Source organism: Telluria beijingensis (assembly GCF_030770395.1).
Taxonomy (GTDB): Bacteria; Pseudomonadota; Gammaproteobacteria; order Burkholderiales; family Burkholderiaceae_D; genus Telluria; species Telluria beijingensis.
On the sequence record NZ_CP132480.1, the window covers coordinates 628,122 to 644,789 of the forward strand.

A 16,668-nucleotide genomic window follows, 5' to 3' on the forward strand; every position below is an offset into this window, starting at 1 on the left:
CAATATGAAAAACCAGCACATCAAATACGGCAGCCTGGCGCTGCTCCTGGCCGCGACCCTTTCCGCTTGCGGCGGCGGCGGCGGCAGCCCCGGTACCCCGGCCGGCAGCGGCGGCACCGGAAATGGCGGCAACGGCGGCACCGTGACTCCGCCGCCGGTCGCGGCCACCCCGACCGTCGGCGTCAGCCTGGTCAATGCCGCGGGCACGGCCAGCAGCTCGCTGAGCGGCGCCTCGCCACTGACTGTGCGCGCGCTGGTGCTCGACGCCAACAAGCAGCCGGTGCCGAACGCGCTGGTCACCTTTACCACCAACGCCGACCTGGCCCTGTTCACGCCGGGCGCCGGCACCGCCCTGACCGATGCCAGCGGCACCGCCAGCATCACCATGCGCGTGGCCAGCCTGGCGGCCGGCGGCGCGGGCCGCGTCTCGGCCAACGTCACCGTGGCCGGCACCGCCGTCACCAGCGAAGCCAATTATTCGGTCAACGCCACCGCGCTGACCTTCAGCGCGCTGCGCCTGGCGCCGGCCAGCATCAATGCCTACGATTCGAGCGTGGTCTCGGTCGACCTGCTCGCCAACGGCGCCAAGTACGCCGGCCAGCAGGTCAACGTCAATTTCAGCTCGGCCTGCGTCACCGCCGGCAAGGCTACCATGGCCGCGACCGTCGCCACCAATAACGGCACCGCCCAGACCGTGTATCGCGACCAGGGCTGCGGCAGCAACGACATCATCACCGTCACCGCCGACGGCGTGACGACGCCGGCATCGGCAGCGCTGGCAATCGCCGCTCCCGCGCCGGCTTCGGTGCAGTTCGTCGAGGCAGTGCCGAGCGACAAATCGATCGTGATCCGCGGCGAGGGCGGCATCAACCGCACCGAGACCGCGACCTTGCGCTTCCGCGTGTTCGATACCGCCAACCGTCCGCTGTCGAACCGGGCAGTCGATTTCAGGGTAGTGCCGGAAGGCGTCGTCGAGCTGAACAAGGTCAAGGACAATACCGACCAGAACGGCGAAGTGATCACCACCGTCAATTCGCTCGACAAGCCGACCACCTTCCGCATCCAGGCCGTGCTGCCGGGCACCGCGGCTGGGACGCGTCCTGATATTTCCACTACTTCGGACTCGATCGTCGTGACCACGGGCTTGCCGGTTCAGCGCGCCTTCTCGATTTCGGTCACCGGCGCCAATGTGGACGGCTGGTCGCATGACAGCGGCACCACGACCCCGGCCGCGACGGTCAGCGTCTTGCTGGCCGACCAGTTCGGCAACCCGGTCGCGGATGGCACGCCGATCGTGTTCCAGACCAATATCGGCGCCATCGGCACCTCGGATTCAGGCGGCTGCGTCACCGTCAACGGCGGCTGTTCGGTACCGTACCGCACCCAGGAGCCGCGCGTCGCGCTGCCGAACACCCCGGCGACGCCATGCAATAGCGGCCCCAACGGGACCCCGGACAGCACCCGCCGGGGCGTGGCGACGATCTGCGCCAGCACCACGGACGGCAGCAATACCCAGGCCGTCAAGACCACCATCACGTTCAGCGATGAAACCCTGGCCTACGCCTACGTGAACGGTTCGACCACGGCGTCGAACGGCGACCTGGGCAGCACCAGGGCCGGCGACCCGAAAGTCTTCGTGGTCCAATTGACCGACCTGAACGGCAACCCGCTGCCGGTCGATTCGGCCGTAGCGGTCACCGGCCTGGTCAACGCCTCGCTGGTCGAGATCAGCCCAGCCAAGGTGCCGAGCATCTTCGCCGGCGCTGGCGCCGGTCCGCAGGGCTCGTCGCACCGGATCACCCTGAGCACCACCGCCGCCACGCCGTGCACCGCGGCCGCCAATGCGAGCTTCAACGTGACGGTCACCACGCCGCGCGGCGACGCCAGTTCGCTGCCGTTCAGGATGAGCGTCACCTGCCCATAAAATTCGCGGATCGACAGGCGGCCAGTCTATACTGGCCGTCTTTTCATTTGAGCGGGTCTGGTAGTGCCACATCCCAAGAACGACAATATCTTCCTCGTCGGCCTGATGGGGGCGGGGAAGACCACGATCGGTCGGTTGCTTGCGCGCAAGTTGAATCGCCGCTTCGTCGATTCCGATCATGAGATCGAGGCCCGCACCGGCGCCACCATCCCGTGGATCTTCGAGATCGAGGGCGAGGCCTGCTTCCGGCGCCGCGAAGCGGACGTGATCCGCGACCTCACCGGCCAGCAGGGCCTGGTACTGGCCACCGGCGGCGGCGCCGTATTGAACCCGCAGAGCCGCGCCTACCTGGCCGAGCGCGGCACCGTGATCTACCTGCGCGCCTCGATCGGCAGCATCCTGCAGCGCACGGCCCACGACAAGAACCGCCCGCTGTTGCAGACCGCCGACCCGCGCGCCAAGCTCGAGGCGCTGTGGGCCCAGCGCGATCCGCTGTACCGCGAGATTGCGGACCTCGTCATCGACACCGGCCGTCCTAACGTACAATCGATGGTACAGACCATATTGGACCAGCTGGTGGCGCAAGAGAATGCGCGAGCGCGCCGGCTTGCAAGGACATCGATGAACGAACAGGCACATATCACCCTCAACGTCGAACTCGGCGACCGCAGCTACCCGATCGCGATCGGCCCCGGACTGCTGGACGATGCCGCGCTGCTCGCGCGCCACATCGGCGGCAACAAGGTCGCCATCGTCACCAACACGACCGTGGCCCCGCTGTATCTCGCCAAGGTGGCCGGCCACCTGCGCGCGGCGGGCCGCGACGTGGTCGAGATCGTCCTGCCGGACGGCGAAGAGCACAAGAACTGGCAGTCGCTCAACCTGGTGTACGACGCGCTGCTGCAAAACAAATGCGACCGCAAGACCACGCTGGTGGCGCTGGGCGGCGGCGTGATCGGCGACCTGACCGGCTTTGCCGCCTCGAGCTATATGCGCGGCGTGCCCTTCGTGCAGATCCCGACCACCCTGCTGGCCCAGGTCGATTCCTCGGTGGGCGGCAAGACCGGCATCAACCACCCGCTGGGCAAGAACATGATCGGCGCCTTCTACCAGCCGCGCGCCGTGATCGCCGATACCGCCACGCTCGACACCCTGCCGCCGCGCGAGCTGTCGGCCGGCCTGGCCGAGGTGATCAAGCATGGCGCCATCCTCGACGCCGCTTTCTTCGACTGGATCGAGGCCAATATCGAGGCCTTGATGGCGCGCGAGCCGCAAGCCATCGCGCACGCGATCGCGCGCTCCTGCGAGATCAAGTCCGACGTGGTGCGCAAGGACGAACGCGAAGGCGGCCTGCGCGCGGTGCTCAACTTCGGCCACACCTTCGGCCACGCGATCGAGAACGGCCTGGGCTATGGCGAATGGCTGCACGGCGAGGCGGTGGGCTGCGGCATGGTGATGGCGGCCGATATGTCGGCACGTTTGGGCCTGATCGAGCCGGCCAGCGTGGAGCGCGTGCGCGCCCTGGTGCGCGCCGCCGGCCTGCCGGCAGTGGCGCCGGATCTGGGCGAGGCGCGCTGGATCGAGCTGATGGAAGTCGACAAGAAGAACGAAGGCGGCGAAATCCGCTTCATCCTGTTGAAACCGCTCGGAAGCCCATCGATCTCGACCGCGCCGCTGGACATCCTGCGCTCGACCCTGGCGGCCTGCAGCGGCTGAGGGGATGACGATGATGGACTTCGACGCCGGCCTGGCTCCGTATGCGGCCCACTCGTCGCAGTCGCGCGGCCGGCGCCATGCCGAGCCGGGGCCGGGTTCGCGCAGCGAATACCAGCGCGACCGCGACCGCATCATCCATTCCACGGCGTTTCGCCGGCTGGAATACAAGACCCAGGTTTTTCTTAACCACGAGGGCGACCTGTTCCGCACCCGCCTGACCCACAGCATCGAGGTGGCGCAGATCGGCCGCACCCTGGCGCGCAGCCTGCGCCTGAACGAAGACCTGGTCGAAGCCACCGCGCTGGCGCACGACCTGGGCCACACGCCCTTCGGCCACGTGGGCCAGGACGTGCTCAACGACTGCATGAAGGACTTCGGCGGCTTCGAGCACAATCTGCAAAGCCTGCGCGTGGTGGACCATCTCGAAGAGCACTACGGCGCCTTCGATGGCCTGAACCTGACCTTCGAGACGCGCGAGGGCATCCTCAAGCACTGCTCGCTGAACAATGCGCGCCAGCTGGGAGAACTAGGGCAGCGTTTCATCGACCGCAGCCAGCCCAGCCTGGAAGCGCAGCTGACGAACCTGGCCGACGAGATCGCGTACAACAACCACGATATCGACGACGGGCTGCGCTCCGGCCTGCTCACCATGAAGCAGATGGAAGAGGTGGAACTGTTCGCCCGGCTGCGCCATCAGGTGGAACAGCAGTATCCTGGCCTGCAGGGGCGGCGCGCGCTGTACGAGACGATCCGCCTGATGATCACGGCGATGACGGCCGACCTGGTCGAGACGTCACGCCAGCGCCTGCTGGACGCCGCGCCGAAGAACATCGACGACGTGCGCGCCGCGCCGCCGCTGATCCGCTTCTCGGACACCATGCGCGCCGAGACCACGGCGCTCAAGCGTTTTTTATACGCCAACCTGTACCGCCACTTCCAGGTCAACCGCATGCGGGTGAAGGCGAGCCGCATCGTGCGCGAGCTGTTCCAGGCCTTCCTGGACGACCCGGTGCTGCTGCCGAACGACTACCAGGTCGAGGGCGACCCCATGAAGCAGGCGCGCAAGATTGCCGACTACATCGCCGGGATGACGGATCGGTATGCGATCCGCGAGCATCGGCGGATCTTTTCGCTCGATCACTTCTGACGGTATTGTCAGCCAAGAGCCTGTTGAAGAAGGCGCAGCCGACGTTGAACGTGTTGTTCGGCGTCGTCGAAGTGGCGCATCGCCTTGACCATCGCGTTCGATAGTCGATCGACATCTTGCCCGATGATGTTCTTGAGTGCATCGAGAGTGTCCACGCTTGCGATGCGCTGGATGTCCTTGCCCAGCAAATAGACGCCTGCCAGGTCTGGATCGTCATTGCCGGCTGCGATGACGCCATCCTCGTCATAGACCCGATCAAAGTTGCCAGCGTCGGCATAGCTGTTCATCAGGTGAATAAGGTCATGAGCATCCTTCGGGTTGTCGCACCCCCGATCCGACCATGCAACCAGCTTGAGTATGGCAAGGCCCGCCAGCGAAACCACTTTTCCGTCGAGCCCCGGTTCAAAGGACACCAGTTCGGCGGACGCGAGAGCGTCGTCGTAGCCGACCACGTTCATGACAACCTTCATGTCTGGAGGCCAGGCAATGTGATTCTTCTCTTCAGATATTTTGCCGAACGGCACGAGGTCGACATGGTAGGTCAGGTCGCCTTGTCGTCCCTTGTAGTAGAGGTGCTGGAGCGCCCGTTCGCTTGCCTCAAAGGTACCGCGCGCGACGAGCCTGCTTCTCATGACATTGAACTGATGCCAGTCCTTGATGGCGATGGCGAAATCCACGTCATAGGTTGCGCGCCTGGTGTCGAGACCGAATACATGGGTCAGAAGGACATCTCTCGCTGTCGCACCGACCAGCATGTAATCGATCCCCTCGGCCTGCGCTTCTTCCGCGACTGCGCGAAGAATTTCGATGGTGACCGGATCCAGCGGGCGATCAGGCCTGATGGTACGCGGGATCAATGTACGTCTCCTTGATCATGTGCGCGGTCTCTTCGGTGCGCGGGTCCAGTAGTGCCAGCAGTTCCGAATAGACTAGCAGTGGCGGCGCAGTATGAGATGGCGTTTCTGGCGTCCAATGCCAGAATTTTTCCAGGATCTCGATGTGGCCTTTCGGGTCAGGCCTGATGCGATGCTGTTTGACGAGTGTCTTGACCACGCTGTCCATTTCGTCCGGCTCGACGTAGAGGGTTTGCGTGACCGGCTTGAGGTAGCCCGTCATTTTCATTGCCGCGACTTCCGAACCCCATGCAACATCGAGATCCGACAGGTCGACGGCGTCCCACCACCCTGGCGCGGGGGCGCTGAAGCGCCGGCCTTTGAGCTTGGCACGCAAGGCGGTCGGGTAATTGATGACCCATTCATGCATCAGGCGTTCGGGCTCCAGCAGTTTCCTGCGCGCGGCATTTCCTTTGTTGATGAGGTAACCACGGCGTTCGAGATCGTCCAGCACATTGTGGGCGGTTCCTAGCGAAACGCCGGCGTGAGCAGCGAGGTCCTTGTAGGTTGCATTCACGTGACCAGGCTGGGCCAGCAGGGCGAATACCACGCGCAAGGCCGCGGCATTCGTCAGTCCTTTCGGCGCCTTCGAGGATCGTGGTGCGCGCGTGTCTTTCTCGCCGGTGACGAGGATGAAAAAGTCCGGCGTTTGTAGATAGGCATTCCCATTCGTGTCGATGAATTGCAGGCCGATGTCCCGGCAATGCTCGGCAAGCTCCCTGGAAATATGTGGCGCGATCAGCAGGCCGGGAACGTCGGTCGATCGTATGCCTCGGCGAATCTTGTCGAGTTGCGCCTTGCGATCGATCGGATGTGCGCATTCGACCCGATAGCGGGTCGAACGGTTCTCATGGATCAAGTCGACCAGGACATCGGTCCGGGACGCCGGCCGGGTACCAGACCCGGCCAGTTTGCCTTCGATGGCGGTTTTTTCCCGCAGCGCTTCAAGCGCTTCGCGGATCAGCAGTTCGTCGATCGTCGAGGAATCGTCGGGGAAAACGCGGTCATCCATATAGTCCCTCGGTGTTCACGGTCCGTGGATGGTTCCATTCTATGAAGACGCGCGCAAATTTTCAATTTAAATCCGCTTTCACGGAACGTGAAAATAGAAAAATATTGAAAATTATTGTCATTAACTAAATAAATCGGGCCTTGCAAGATCAAGGAGCAATTTCTTGACCGGCGCCGGCAGCGGCGCCCTGTCGATCTCATCCAGCTTCCACCAGACGTGACCGGCCGGCAGCCCGGCACGCACGCCCAGCGTCACCGCGAACGGCGCGATATGCAGCTTGTAGTGTGTAAACACATGCACCAGCGGGCTCAAGGGCCGCACTTCGTCGATCGCGCCGAACCCACCCGCCGCGGCAGCGACGTCCGCCGTACAGACCGGCGGCGCCTCTTCATCCATCGGCACATGGCCGCCGACTTCAGGCAGCGACAGCAGGCCGCCCCAGATGCCGGTCTGCGGCCGCTGCTCCAGCAGCACCTCGCCGCCACCGATCACGACCAGCATGGCGGTGCGCTTCTCCGGCGTCGCCTTCTTCGGCTTGCGCACCGGCAGTTCGGCCGTGCGGCCGGTGGCGAAGGCCACGCAGCGAGATTGCAGCGGGCAGCGGCCGCAGTCGGGCCGCGAACGGGTGCACAGGGTCGCGCCCAGGTCCATCAGGCCCTGGGTATAGGATTCGATGGCGCCCGGGTTGCCGGCCACTTCTGGCAGCAGGGCATCGGCGCGCCGCCACAGCGCATCCTCGACCGGTTTCAAGCCCGGATAGGCGTCGATCCCGAACACGCGCGCGAACACGCGCTTGACGTTGCCATCCAAAATGGCGGCGCGCACGCCGCCCGAAAACGCGGCGATCGCTGCCGCCGTCGAGCGGCCGATGCCGGGCAAATCCGCCAGCAGCGCCGGGTCGCTCGGGAACACGCCGTCGTAGTCCTGCACCACCCGTTTTGCGCAGGCGTGCAAGTTGCGCGCGCGGGTGTAGTAACCCAGGCCGCTCCAGTGCGCCATGACGTCTTCCGCTGGCGCCTCGGCCAGCGCGTGGACGGTGGGGAAGCGTTCCAGGAAGCGCGCGTAATAGCCCAGCACCGCGGCGACCTGCGTCTGCTGCAGCATGATTTCGGATAGCCAGACGCGGTAGGCGTCCTGCGTGTTTTGCCAGGGCAGGGTGTGGCGGCCGTGGCTGCGCTGCCAGTCGATCACGGCCTTCGAGAAGGTCGGATCGGCCAGCTGGTCGAACTCGGTGAGGCGTTTCATGCGGTGTCGTGTATGAAGCTAGAAGCTTCCAGTGTGGTGGTGACGCCGGCCGCGATGGCGGCCAGGCGGATGCGCGTGGCGTCGAGTTCGGCCTGGCCGTGCTCGAAGGCGCCGATGCGCTGTTCCAGGCTGTCGCTGGCGTCGTGGATGCGCTGGACCGTGGCCTGGCGCTGGCGCAGGTTGTCGCGGTGCTGGCGGATCAGCGCTTCGAGCGGCGCGTTGGCGACCTTCAGCCAGGCTTCGGTATCGGCATTCGCGGCGCGGTAGACGCGCCGCACACGCGAGGCGATCGAGTCGAAGAAGCGCTCGAGCAGGGTCGCGCGGCTGGTCATCAACAGGGTGGCGGTGCCGAACTGGCGCACGAACAGCTCTTCGATGGCGTCGATCTCGGCGACATGGCGCGCCAGCGACAGCGACTGCGGCGGCGCCATCGACAGGCCGTGTTCGGCCGCGAACTTGCGCTGCATGGCGTCCATCATGGCCTTGATCTCGTCGACCTTGGCGCAGGCCTCGTCGAGCGCGCCGCGCACGTTGGCGAAGTAGTTGCGCACCGGCGCGCGCATGCCGGTGGCGAAGCGGCTGGCCGCCATCGCGGCGCGCACCGTCTCGGTCCGGTCCTGCAGTCCATCCATGCCGATCAAGGTGTACAGCTCGGTCGACAGGCGGGTGAACACGGCGCGCGTGCCCTGCAGCTTGAACAGGCCGGCGTCGAATTCCTTCTTCTCGGCCTCGACCCGGCGCACCATGTGGGCGATCATGCCCTGGTTCTTGCCGCGCAGGCTGCGCAGCTCCTGCAACTGCTCGACCAGCTCGCGCAGGCGCGCCGCCACCAGCACCTGCTGGCCGGCGGCCAGCAGCTCGAGGTCGGCGCGCAACTGGCGTGCGTTGATCTCGCGGCGCGCCGGGATCAGGTGGTGGAACAGCGCCGACTCGAGAGATCCGAGGCGGCTGCGTTCGAACAAAGCCATGTCGCCGCCGATGCGCCCCACCAGCGCCTTGTGGGCCGAGACCGGATAGACCTGGCCGGCGTCCAGCCCGAGCAGGCGCGCGACGTCGTGCTGCTGGCGCGCGATCTCGGCGTCGACGGCGGCGCCGCCCTTGAGCTCGTCCCACATGGCGTCGATCTTGTTCAGCACCGCCAGCCGCCCCGGGCCGGCGCCAATATGGGTGCGCCAGACGTCGATGTCGCTGCGCGTCACGCCGGTATCGGCGGCCAGCACGAACAGCACCGCGTGCGCGTTCGGGATCAGATTCAGCGTCAGTTCGGGCTCGGTGCCGATCGCGTTCAGGCCCGGCGTGTCGAGGATCACCAAGCCCTGCTTGAGCAGCGGATGCGGCAGGTTGATGATGGCGTGGCGCCAGCGTGGAATCTCGATGCTGCCGTCCGCGCCCAGGCTGGCGGCCAGCTCGGGATCCTGCGGGTCGAACAGGCCGTAGCGCTCCGCCTCGGCCGTCGATACCTGGCGGGTCTGGCTGACCTGGCGCAGCGTCTCGTGCATGGCGGCCGGGTCGTCGAGATCGAGCGGCAGCACGGTCCAGGCGCCGGGATCGTCGCGATAGTCTCCGGTGGACAGCTGGCCGGCGCGGGTCTCGATCGGCAGCAGGCGCACGCAGGGCGGCAAGTGGGCATCCCACAGCAGCTCGGTCGGGCACATGGTGGTGCGGCCGGCGCTGGACGGCAGGATGCGCTGGCCGTAGTCGGCGAAGAACAGGGCGTTGATCAGCTCGGTTTTGCCGCGCGAGAATTCGGCCACGAAGGCGACCGACAGCCGGTCGTCGCGCAGGCGCCCGAGGGCGCGCGCCAGCACCTGTTCGCCGGCAGCGTCGATCAAGCCGGCTTCACGCAGGGCCTTGCCATAGCCCTCGAGGCTGGCGGCCACGCCGGCCCGCCATGCTCCATACTGTTGTAGATCCTGCATCGTTTCAGCCCCTTGTCGTCCCTAGCGCTGGCACTGCGCGCAATAGAAGGTGGAGCGCTGACCCTGCTTGATCTGGCGCACCGGCGCCTCGCACTGGCGGCAGGGCACGCCAGCACGATCATAGACGAAATATGTCTGCTGGAAATATCCAGATTGCCCATTCACAGCAATAAAGTCACGCAGGGTGCTGCCGCCCTGGACAATGGCGGCGGCCAGGATGTCGCGGATCGCTTCGGCCAGCCGGTCGTAGCGTGCGCGGCTGATGCGCGAGGCCGCCGTCTTCGGGCTGATGCCGGCCCGGAACAGGCTTTCGCAGGCGTAGATATTGCCGACTCCCACCACGATGTCGCCGGCCAGCAGCACCTGCTTGATCGGCGCGCTGCGCCGGCGCGTCATCCGGTGCAGCAGCGCGCCGTCGAACTGCTCGCCGAGCGGTTCCACGCCCAGGCCGCGCAGCAGGATGTGTTCGTCCAGCGCGCCATCCTCGTTGGCATGCCACAGCACGGCGCCGAAGCGGCGCGGGTCGTGCAGGCGCAGCACTTGCACGCCTTCGGGCCCGTTGACGACCAGGTCGAAATGGTCGTGCTTGCGCGGCTCGATGCCCGGCGGCAGCACGCGCAGGTGGCCGGACATGCCCAGGTGGATGATCAGGGTGCCGTGCTCGAAGTGAATCAGCAGGTATTTGCCGCGCCGGCCGGTGGACACGATGCGGCGGCCGGCCAGCAGTGCATGCAAGCCGGGCGGAAAAGGCCAGCGCAGGCCGTCGCGGCGGCAGACGACCCGCTCGACCACGCGGCCTTCGATATGGGGCGCGACACCGCGCCGGGTGACTTCTACTTCTGGTAGTTCAGGCATGGGGAAGGTGAATCGTGTAAAGTCGGGTAGCCGCTGCTTCGGGCAGTGCCAGCTCATGCGCGGCGGGCGCCTGCGCATCAGCGTAGAATCAAAGAATCAATTCGGAATAGTGGACTTGTCTTGAAAAACGCTTTCGCCATTGTAACCCTCTCCGGGCTGCTTGCAGGCCTTCTCTCCGGATGTGCTGCCGCGCCGCAACAACAGTCTCTTGCCGCGGGCGAGCAGGCGGAGTTCGGCCAGCAACAGAATGCCCGGCAGGACGCGGAGCCCGAACTGGACGAAGAGGAGCTGGCGGCCAAAGAGAAGGCCGAGGCGGAAGCGCGCCTGCCCAAGGTCGAGCTGACGCCGACCATGCTCGAGCAGCTCATGAAGGCCGAGTTTGCCTTCCGCAATGGCGACTGGCAGGGGCCCTACCTGACCGTCTACAACCTGGCCCAGCGCACCCGCGACCCGCGCCTGGCGCGCCGCGCCGCCGAGATGGCGGTGGCCGCCAAGCAGGGCGACGATACCCTGGCCGCGGTGCGGCTGTGGTACCAGCTCGATCCGGAATCCGACGAAGCGACCCAGTATTTCGTTGGCATGGTGGTCACGTCCGACAAGATCGCCGAACTGGAGCCGATCTTCGAGCAACGCCTGCGCGAAGCGACGCCGGCCCGGCGCGGTGTGCTGCTGTTCCAGGTCCAGCAACTGCTGGGCCGCGCCAAGGACAAGAACGCCGCGATCGCCATGCTCGAACGCCTGGTCGCTCCCTACGAAAACACGATGGAAGCGCGCATCGTGCGCGCCCAGGTCGCGCTGGCGCGCGGCGACAGGGCGCTGGCCCACAGCGAAGCCCAGGCCGCCCTGGCCGCCAAGCCCGATGCCGAAATCGCGCTCCTGATGCTGGCGCAGACCACCGAGGACGAGGCCCAGGTGGTGGCCATGATGCAGAAATTCCTCAAGAGCTATCCGAAGGCGGCCGACGTGCGCGCCGCCTATGCCCGCGTGCTCGTCAACCGCAAGGATTATGTCGGGGCACGGCGCGAGTTCGAGTCCCTGGTCAAGAGCCAGCCGGATAACGCCGCCCATCTGTATGCGTTGGGCATCCTGGCCACGCAGATGAACGATGCGCCTGGCGCCGAAATCTACTTCACCCGCTTCGTGGAAGTGCTGGGACGTAATCCGAACGATGAACGCGACCCGTCGCGCGCCTTGCTGATCCTGTCGCAGCTGGCCGAGGAGCGCGGCGACCTGGTCGGCGCCCTGCAATGGCTGGACAAGGTGCCTGAAGGCACGGACGCGCAAACCCTCTTCAATACCCAGCTGCGGCGCGCCCACGTGGTAGGCAAGGGCGGCGACCTGGCCAGCGCGCGGCGCCTGCTGGGCGAGATCAAAGCCGACGATCCGGCGCGCCAGGCGCAAATCATGGCGGCCGAGGCGCAACTGCTGCGCGAAGCGAACCAGTTGCAGGAAGCGTATGCGGTGATGGAAACGGCGGCCCAGCGCTTCCCGAAAAATCCCGACCTGCTGTACGACTTCGCGCTGCTGGCCGAGAAGCTGGGCAAGATCGACGTGATGGAAGCGCAATTGCGCGAAGTGATGGCGCAGGCGCCGGACAACCACCACGCCTATAACGCCCTCGGTTATTCGCTCGCGGATCGCAATGTGCGGCTGCAGGAAGCCTATGGATTGATCGCCAAGGCGCTCGACATGGCGCCGGACGATCCGTTCATCATGGACAGCATGGGTTGGGTTCATTACCGGATGGGCAACCTGGTCGAGGCCGAGAAATTCCTGAGCCGCGCCTACGGCTTGCGCAAGGATCCCGAGATCGCCGTGCACCTGGGCGAGGTGCTGTGGCAGAAGGGTGACAAGTCAGCGGCCCAGAAACTGTGGCGCGAGGCGCGCGCCAAGGATCCGCAGAACGATACGCTGCGCACGACGCTGGCGCGGTTGCGGCTGTCCTTGTGAAATAATCCGTTCTTGCGGGATATTGCGGGCTATCTAAGTTGCACCAAGCACGTCGTTCCTGCCACTGGCAGAAACGACTCCCCGCGAAGGCGGGGACCCAAGTCCTTCGCGTCGCCGACACTGTCAAACGGAGCGTCAACGCCAGCAACTTGGGTTCCCGCCTGCGCGGGAACGACGTTTTCGCGCTAATGGATGGCAATCAGGCTGCCGCTGCGCTCCCATTCTTTCAACCGTACTTCAACATTTTTTATGCCGCTGACCCGACGTCTTACCCTGCTTGCTTTCGCTGCCGCCCTGGCCGGTTGCGCCACCAGCACCGCCAACCTGTCCACCGCCACGGTCGGCGATTACCGCGAGACCATCGACCTGACGGGCAAGCTGTCGGTCAATTATCAGAAGGATGGCAGGCAGGAATCGATCACCGGTAACTTCAACTGGGAACAGCGGCCCGGTGCGATCGACGTTGCCCTGATTTCGCCGCTAGGCCAGACCGTGGCCACGATCAATGTGACACCGACTTCCGCGACCCTGGTGCAAGGCGGCCAGGAGCCGCGCACCGCGGACGACATCGATAGCCTGACCCAGCAGACGCTGGGCTGGCCGCTGCCGGTGTCCGGCTTGCGCGACTGGCTGCAGGGCTATGCGCTCGATGCGCAGGGGCAGCGTTTCCGCGCCTCGCCGGCCAACAATAGCGTGACGACAAAGGATGGCTGGCGCCTGCGCTTCGTCGAATGGCAGGATCCCGCGGCGGCGCAACCGGCGCCGCGCCTGATCCAGGCCGAGCGCGCCGCTTCGGGCGACATCACGGACCTTGCGATCCGCATCGTCGTCCTGCCGGCGGCCTGATCCATGCGTTCGCTGCACGATTGCCCGGCCCCGGCCAAGCTGAACCTGTTCCTGCACGTCACCGGCCGCCGCGCCGATGGCTATCACTTGCTGCAAAGCGTGTTCCAGTTGATCGACCGCGCCGACCGGCTGCACTTCGACTTGCGCGACGATGAGCTGATTCGCCGCACCAACGACGTGCCCGGTGTGCCGGAAGACCAGGACCTCGTCATTCGTGCCCTGCGCCTGTTGCAGGCCGAGTATGCACGCCGTCATGGCCGGCTGCCGCCGGGCATCTCGGTGGCGGTAGACAAGGTCTTGCCGATGGGCGGCGGGCTGGGTGGCGGGTCGTCGGATGCCGCGACGGCGCTGATGGCGGCCAATGCGCTGTGGCGCGCCGGTTTGACGCGCGACGAGCTGATGGCGCTGGGCCTGCCGCTGGGGGCGGACATCCCGTTCTTCCTGTTCGGCGAGACCGCGTTTGCCGAAGGCGTAGGGGAGGCCTTGCAGGCGGTGCCGGGGCCGGATTGCTGGTATGTGGTGATCGAGCCCGGCGTCGCCGTACCGACGCCCGCAATTTTTTCTGCGCCGGATTTGACAAGAGACTCAAAGCCGGTCAGAATAGCGGACTTTTCCAGCCACACCGATTCATGCAAGACGGTTGGTTTTGGGAAAAATGATTTGCAGGACGTGGCGATGCGCCTGTTCCCGCCGGTAGCAGAGGCGGTTGAATGGTTGAGCAGCCATGGCGATGCCAGGATGACTGGCTCAGGGGCGTGCGTATTTTGCGCGTTTTCCAGCGAAGACGCTGCCGACCAGGTGTTGGCGCAAGTGCCGGACAAGTGGACGGCATGGAAAGCGAAGTCGTTGAAGACACACCCGCTGATGAAATCGCTCTTGCAAAATCAGTGAGTTATAGAATAAAATCTTGCCTGTCGCAGCAAACGTAGCACGCAGCGGCAAGTAGTAAAGGTCGTGTAGGGGAATCGCCAAGCTGGTTAAGGCACCGGATTTTGATTCCGGCATACCAAGGTTCGAATCCTTGTTCCCCTGCCAAAGTTTTCTTGTTCTGTCGATGCCTTAGCGTCCAGCAAGAAGATCGCGACGCGGTGCCGAGCGCCACGTCAGCATGCTAATCAGCCGGTTAATCCGGCTGATTGTTTTTCTACTGTCTTAACGCTTCTTACCTTTTGGGACTCCCATGGCTTACGAAAACCTGATGGTTTTTACTGGCAATGCCAATCCGGCACTAGCAGAGGGGGTCGCAAAAAGCCTCGGCATTCCTCTCGGTAAAGCAGTCGTCTCGAAGTTCTCCGACGGCGAAGTCATGGTCGAGATCAACGAGAACGTGCGTGGCAAGGACGTCTTCGTCCTGCAATCGACCTGCGCCCCGACCAACGACAGCTTGATGGAAATCATGCTGATGGTCGACGCCCTCAAGCGCGCCTCGGCCGGCCGCATCACCGCCGCCATTCCTTACTTCGGCTATGCCCGCCAGGACCGCCGCCCGCGTTCGGCGCGTGTCGCGATCTCGGCCAAGGTCGTCGCGAACATGCTGGAAGAAGCCGGCGTCGAGCGCGTCCTGATCATGGACTTGCACGCTGACCAGATTCAAGGTTTCTTCGACATCCCGGTCGACAATATCTACGCATCGCCGATCCTGCTGGGCGACCTGCAGAAGCGCAACTACGACGACCTGCTGGTCGTGTCGCCGGACGTCGGCGGCGTGGTGCGCGCCCGCGCCCTGGCCAAGCGCCTGGGTTGCGACCTGGCGATCATCGACAAGCGTCGCCCGAAGGCGAACGTGTCGGAAGTGATGAACATCATCGGTGAAGTCGAAGGCCGCAACTGCGTGATCATGGATGACATGGTTGATACCGCAGGCACGCTGTGCAAGGCTGCCGAAGTGCTCAAAGAGCGCGGCGCCAAGAAGGTGGTCGCTTACTGTACCCACCCGGTGCTGTCCGGCCCGGCGATCGATCGCATCGCGAACTCGCCGCTGGATGAACTGGTGGTTACCGACACCATTCCGCTGAGCGCCGCCGGCGCCGCTTGCGGCAAGATCCGCCAGCTGACCTGCGCACCGCTGCTGGCCGAGACCTTCAAGCGGATCGTCAAGGGCGATTCGGTGATTTCGCTGTTCGTCGACTAAGCTGTTTAGTCGCTGTATTTAGCGGCGCGCCTGGCTTCATGAGCCGGCGCGCCGTTGACGTATCAAAGTAAGTTGCAACAAACACGTCGTTCCCGCGGAGGCGGGAACCCAAGTTTTTAAGCACTGCGACGACGCATGCAATACCGTTGTAGCACGCAAACTTGGGTCCCCGCCTTCGCGGGGACGACGTTGTGGTAGCGCTGAAGTATCGATTTTCTTGAGTGCGCAGCATTGGCGCTCGTTCTTGACCATCCCTGGTCGCGGGGATGGTCGCCACTTGGGCAGCCGGGCCGTGGAGTGTTCCGCGGCATTCGGGCCCGATTTATTTTTGGAGTTTCACATGAAAGTAGTCGCATTCAACCGCACTCAACAGGGCACCGGAGCGAGCCGCCGCCTGCGCAACGCTGGCCAGACCCCAGGCATCATCTACGGTGGCACCGAAGCCCCGGCACTGATCGCCCTGGACGGCAATGCGTTGTACCACGCGCTCAAGAAAGAAGCATTCCATGGTTCCGTGCTGGACCTGGAAATCGACGGCAAGACCCAGCAAGTGCTGCTGCGTGACTTCCAGATGCACGCATACAAGCAACTGGTCCTGCACGCTGACTTCCAGCGCGTCGACACCTCGAAGCCGATCCACACCAAGGTCACCCTGCACTTCGTGAACGCCGAGATCTCGCCAGCAGTCAAGCTGAGCGGCGCCATCGTGTCGCACGTGCTGAACGAAGTCGAAGTGTCGTGCCTGCCAGGCCAACTGCCAGAGTTCATCGAAGTCGACCTGTCGAAGCTGGAAGCCGGCCAATCGATCCACACCGGCGACCTGGTCCTGCCAGAAGGCGTGACCGCGCTGACCCACGGCCAGAACCTGACCATCGTCACCACCTCGATCCCACGCGGCGCAGCTACTGCTGAAACCGCTGCTGAGTAAGATCGGCTGATCGCGCCGCTGCGGTGGCGCGTCGCATAAAAAACCCGTCGTGGCTTGCCCGGCGGGTTTTTTGTTGTTGGCGATGTCACGCGACGTTGAATG

13 protein-coding genes and 1 tRNA gene are annotated in these 16,668 nt (G+C 64.8%); 9 read left to right on the plus strand and 5 right to left on the minus strand.

The genetic code is table 11. The annotated features are described in order from the left end of the window. Nucleotides 1-4: 4 nt before the first annotated feature. The 3 genes from Q9246_RS02850 to Q9246_RS02860 all read left to right on the plus strand — a co-directional run bounded on the left by Q9246_RS02850 (nt 5) and on the right by Q9246_RS02860 (nt 4,787). Nucleotides 5-1,924 carry an Ig-like domain-containing protein gene (locus Q9246_RS02850; protein ID WP_306395299.1) on the plus strand — a complete coding sequence of 640 codons (1,920 nt, stop codon included), beginning with the start codon at nt 5-7 and terminating at the stop codon, nt 1,922-1,924. Between the two features lie 105 nt (nt 1,925-2,029). Next, on the plus strand, nt 2,030-3,640 hold the full coding sequence (gene aroKB / locus Q9246_RS02855; RefSeq protein ID WP_422802373.1) for a bifunctional shikimate kinase/3-dehydroquinate synthase AroKB: 1,611 nt from the start codon (nt 2,030-2,032) through the stop codon (nt 3,638-3,640). Nucleotides 3,641-3,653: 13 nt separating this feature from the next. Further along, nucleotides 3,654-4,787, plus strand: coding sequence for a deoxyguanosinetriphosphate triphosphohydrolase (locus Q9246_RS02860; RefSeq protein WP_306398060.1), 1,134 nt, complete (start codon nt 3,654-3,656; stop codon nt 4,785-4,787). 8 nt (nt 4,788-4,795) lie between these two features. On the opposite strand, the gene Q9246_RS02865 is transcribed toward Q9246_RS02860, so the two are convergent. From Q9246_RS02865 to mutM, 5 genes are all read right to left on the minus strand, one after another. Beyond that, on the minus strand, nt 4,796-5,644 hold the full coding sequence (locus Q9246_RS02865) for a nucleotidyl transferase AbiEii/AbiGii toxin family protein (protein ID WP_306395302.1): 849 nt from the start codon (nt 5,642-5,644) through the stop codon (nt 4,796-4,798). After that, a complete protein-coding gene (locus Q9246_RS02870; RefSeq protein WP_306395304.1) occupies nt 5,619-6,692 on the minus strand; it encodes a type IV toxin-antitoxin system AbiEi family antitoxin in 1,074 nt (357 codons plus the stop codon). Before Q9246_RS02870 ends, Q9246_RS02865 begins: the two co-directional genes overlap by 26 nt. 120 nt (nt 6,693-6,812) lie before the next feature. Further along, nucleotides 6,813-7,937 (minus strand): A/G-specific adenine glycosylase, encoded by a 1,125-nt coding sequence (gene mutY / locus Q9246_RS02875; protein WP_306395306.1) that lies wholly within the window; start codon nt 7,935-7,937, stop codon nt 6,813-6,815. Beyond that, complete coding sequence (locus Q9246_RS02880) at nt 7,934-9,856, minus strand: dynamin family protein (RefSeq protein ID WP_306395308.1); 1,923 nt, start codon at nt 9,854-9,856, stop codon at nt 7,934-7,936. The genes mutY and Q9246_RS02880 overlap by 4 nt, the downstream gene beginning before the upstream one ends. A gap of 21 nt (nt 9,857-9,877) precedes the next feature. Then, entirely contained in the window at nt 9,878-10,711 is an 834-nt protein-coding gene (mutM, locus tag Q9246_RS02885; protein ID WP_306395310.1) for a bifunctional DNA-formamidopyrimidine glycosylase/DNA-(apurinic or apyrimidinic site) lyase, read from the minus strand. Between the two features lie 120 nt (nt 10,712-10,831). On the opposite strand from mutM, the gene Q9246_RS02890 reads away from it, so the two are divergent. The 6 genes from Q9246_RS02890 (at nt 10,832) to Q9246_RS02915 (ending at nt 16,566) form a co-directional block, all read left to right on the plus strand. Continuing rightward, nucleotides 10,832-12,661: a tetratricopeptide repeat protein gene (locus tag Q9246_RS02890; RefSeq protein WP_306395311.1), complete on the plus strand. Its 1,830-nt coding sequence runs from the start codon at nt 10,832-10,834 to the stop codon at nt 12,659-12,661. Between the two features lie 249 nt (nt 12,662-12,910). Continuing rightward, nucleotides 12,911-13,507 (plus strand): lipoprotein insertase outer membrane protein LolB, encoded by a 597-nt coding sequence (lolB, locus tag Q9246_RS02895; RefSeq protein ID WP_306395313.1) that lies wholly within the window; start codon nt 12,911-12,913, stop codon nt 13,505-13,507. 3 nt (nt 13,508-13,510) lie between these two features. Beyond that, nucleotides 13,511-14,398 carry a 4-(cytidine 5'-diphospho)-2-C-methyl-D-erythritol kinase gene (ispE, locus tag Q9246_RS02900; protein WP_306395315.1) on the plus strand — a complete coding sequence of 296 codons (888 nt, stop codon included), beginning with the start codon at nt 13,511-13,513 and terminating at the stop codon, nt 14,396-14,398. Between the two features lie 67 nt (nt 14,399-14,465). Beyond that, nucleotides 14,466-14,542 (plus strand) — tRNA-Gln (locus tag Q9246_RS02905). A gap of 145 nt (nt 14,543-14,687) precedes the next feature. Further along, nucleotides 14,688-15,638, plus strand: a complete 951-nt coding sequence (locus Q9246_RS02910; RefSeq protein WP_137172298.1) for a ribose-phosphate pyrophosphokinase — start codon at nt 14,688-14,690, stop codon at nt 15,636-15,638. Nucleotides 15,639-15,978: 340 nt separating this feature from the next. Continuing rightward, a complete protein-coding gene (locus tag Q9246_RS02915) occupies nt 15,979-16,566 on the plus strand; it encodes a 50S ribosomal protein L25/general stress protein Ctc (protein WP_005663341.1) in 588 nt (195 codons plus the stop codon). Nucleotides 16,567-16,668 lie beyond the last annotated feature (102 nt).

What these genes read in the sequence shown, in the direction of transcription:
- Q9246_RS02880 (WP_306395308.1), bottom strand. Translation starts at nt 9,856, where the DNA reads ATGCAGGATCTACAACAGTATGGAGCATGGCGGGCCGGCGTGGCCGCC.
- aroKB (WP_422802373.1), top strand. Translation starts at nt 2,030, where the DNA reads ATGGGGGCGGGGAAGACCACGATCGGTCGGTTGCTTGCGCGCAAGTTG.
- mutM (WP_306395310.1), bottom strand. Translation starts at nt 10,711, where the DNA reads ATGCCTGAACTACCAGAAGTAGAAGTCACCCGGCGCGGTGTCGCGCCC.
- Q9246_RS02915 (WP_005663341.1), top strand. Translation starts at nt 15,979, where the DNA reads ATGAAAGTAGTCGCATTCAACCGCACTCAACAGGGCACCGGAGCGAGC.
- mutY (WP_306395306.1), bottom strand. Translation starts at nt 7,937, where the DNA reads ATGAAACGCCTCACCGAGTTCGACCAGCTGGCCGATCCGACCTTCTCG.
- lolB (WP_306395313.1), top strand. Translation starts at nt 12,911, where the DNA reads ATGCCGCTGACCCGACGTCTTACCCTGCTTGCTTTCGCTGCCGCCCTG.
- Q9246_RS02870 (WP_306395304.1), bottom strand. Translation starts at nt 6,692, where the DNA reads ATGGATGACCGCGTTTTCCCCGACGATTCCTCGACGATCGACGAACTG.
- Q9246_RS02860 (WP_306398060.1), top strand. Translation starts at nt 3,654, where the DNA reads ATGGACTTCGACGCCGGCCTGGCTCCGTATGCGGCCCACTCGTCGCAG.
- Q9246_RS02910 (WP_137172298.1), top strand. Translation starts at nt 14,688, where the DNA reads ATGGCTTACGAAAACCTGATGGTTTTTACTGGCAATGCCAATCCGGCA.
- ispE (WP_306395315.1), top strand. Translation starts at nt 13,511, where the DNA reads ATGCGTTCGCTGCACGATTGCCCGGCCCCGGCCAAGCTGAACCTGTTC.
- Q9246_RS02850 (WP_306395299.1), top strand. Translation starts at nt 5, where the DNA reads ATGAAAAACCAGCACATCAAATACGGCAGCCTGGCGCTGCTCCTGGCC.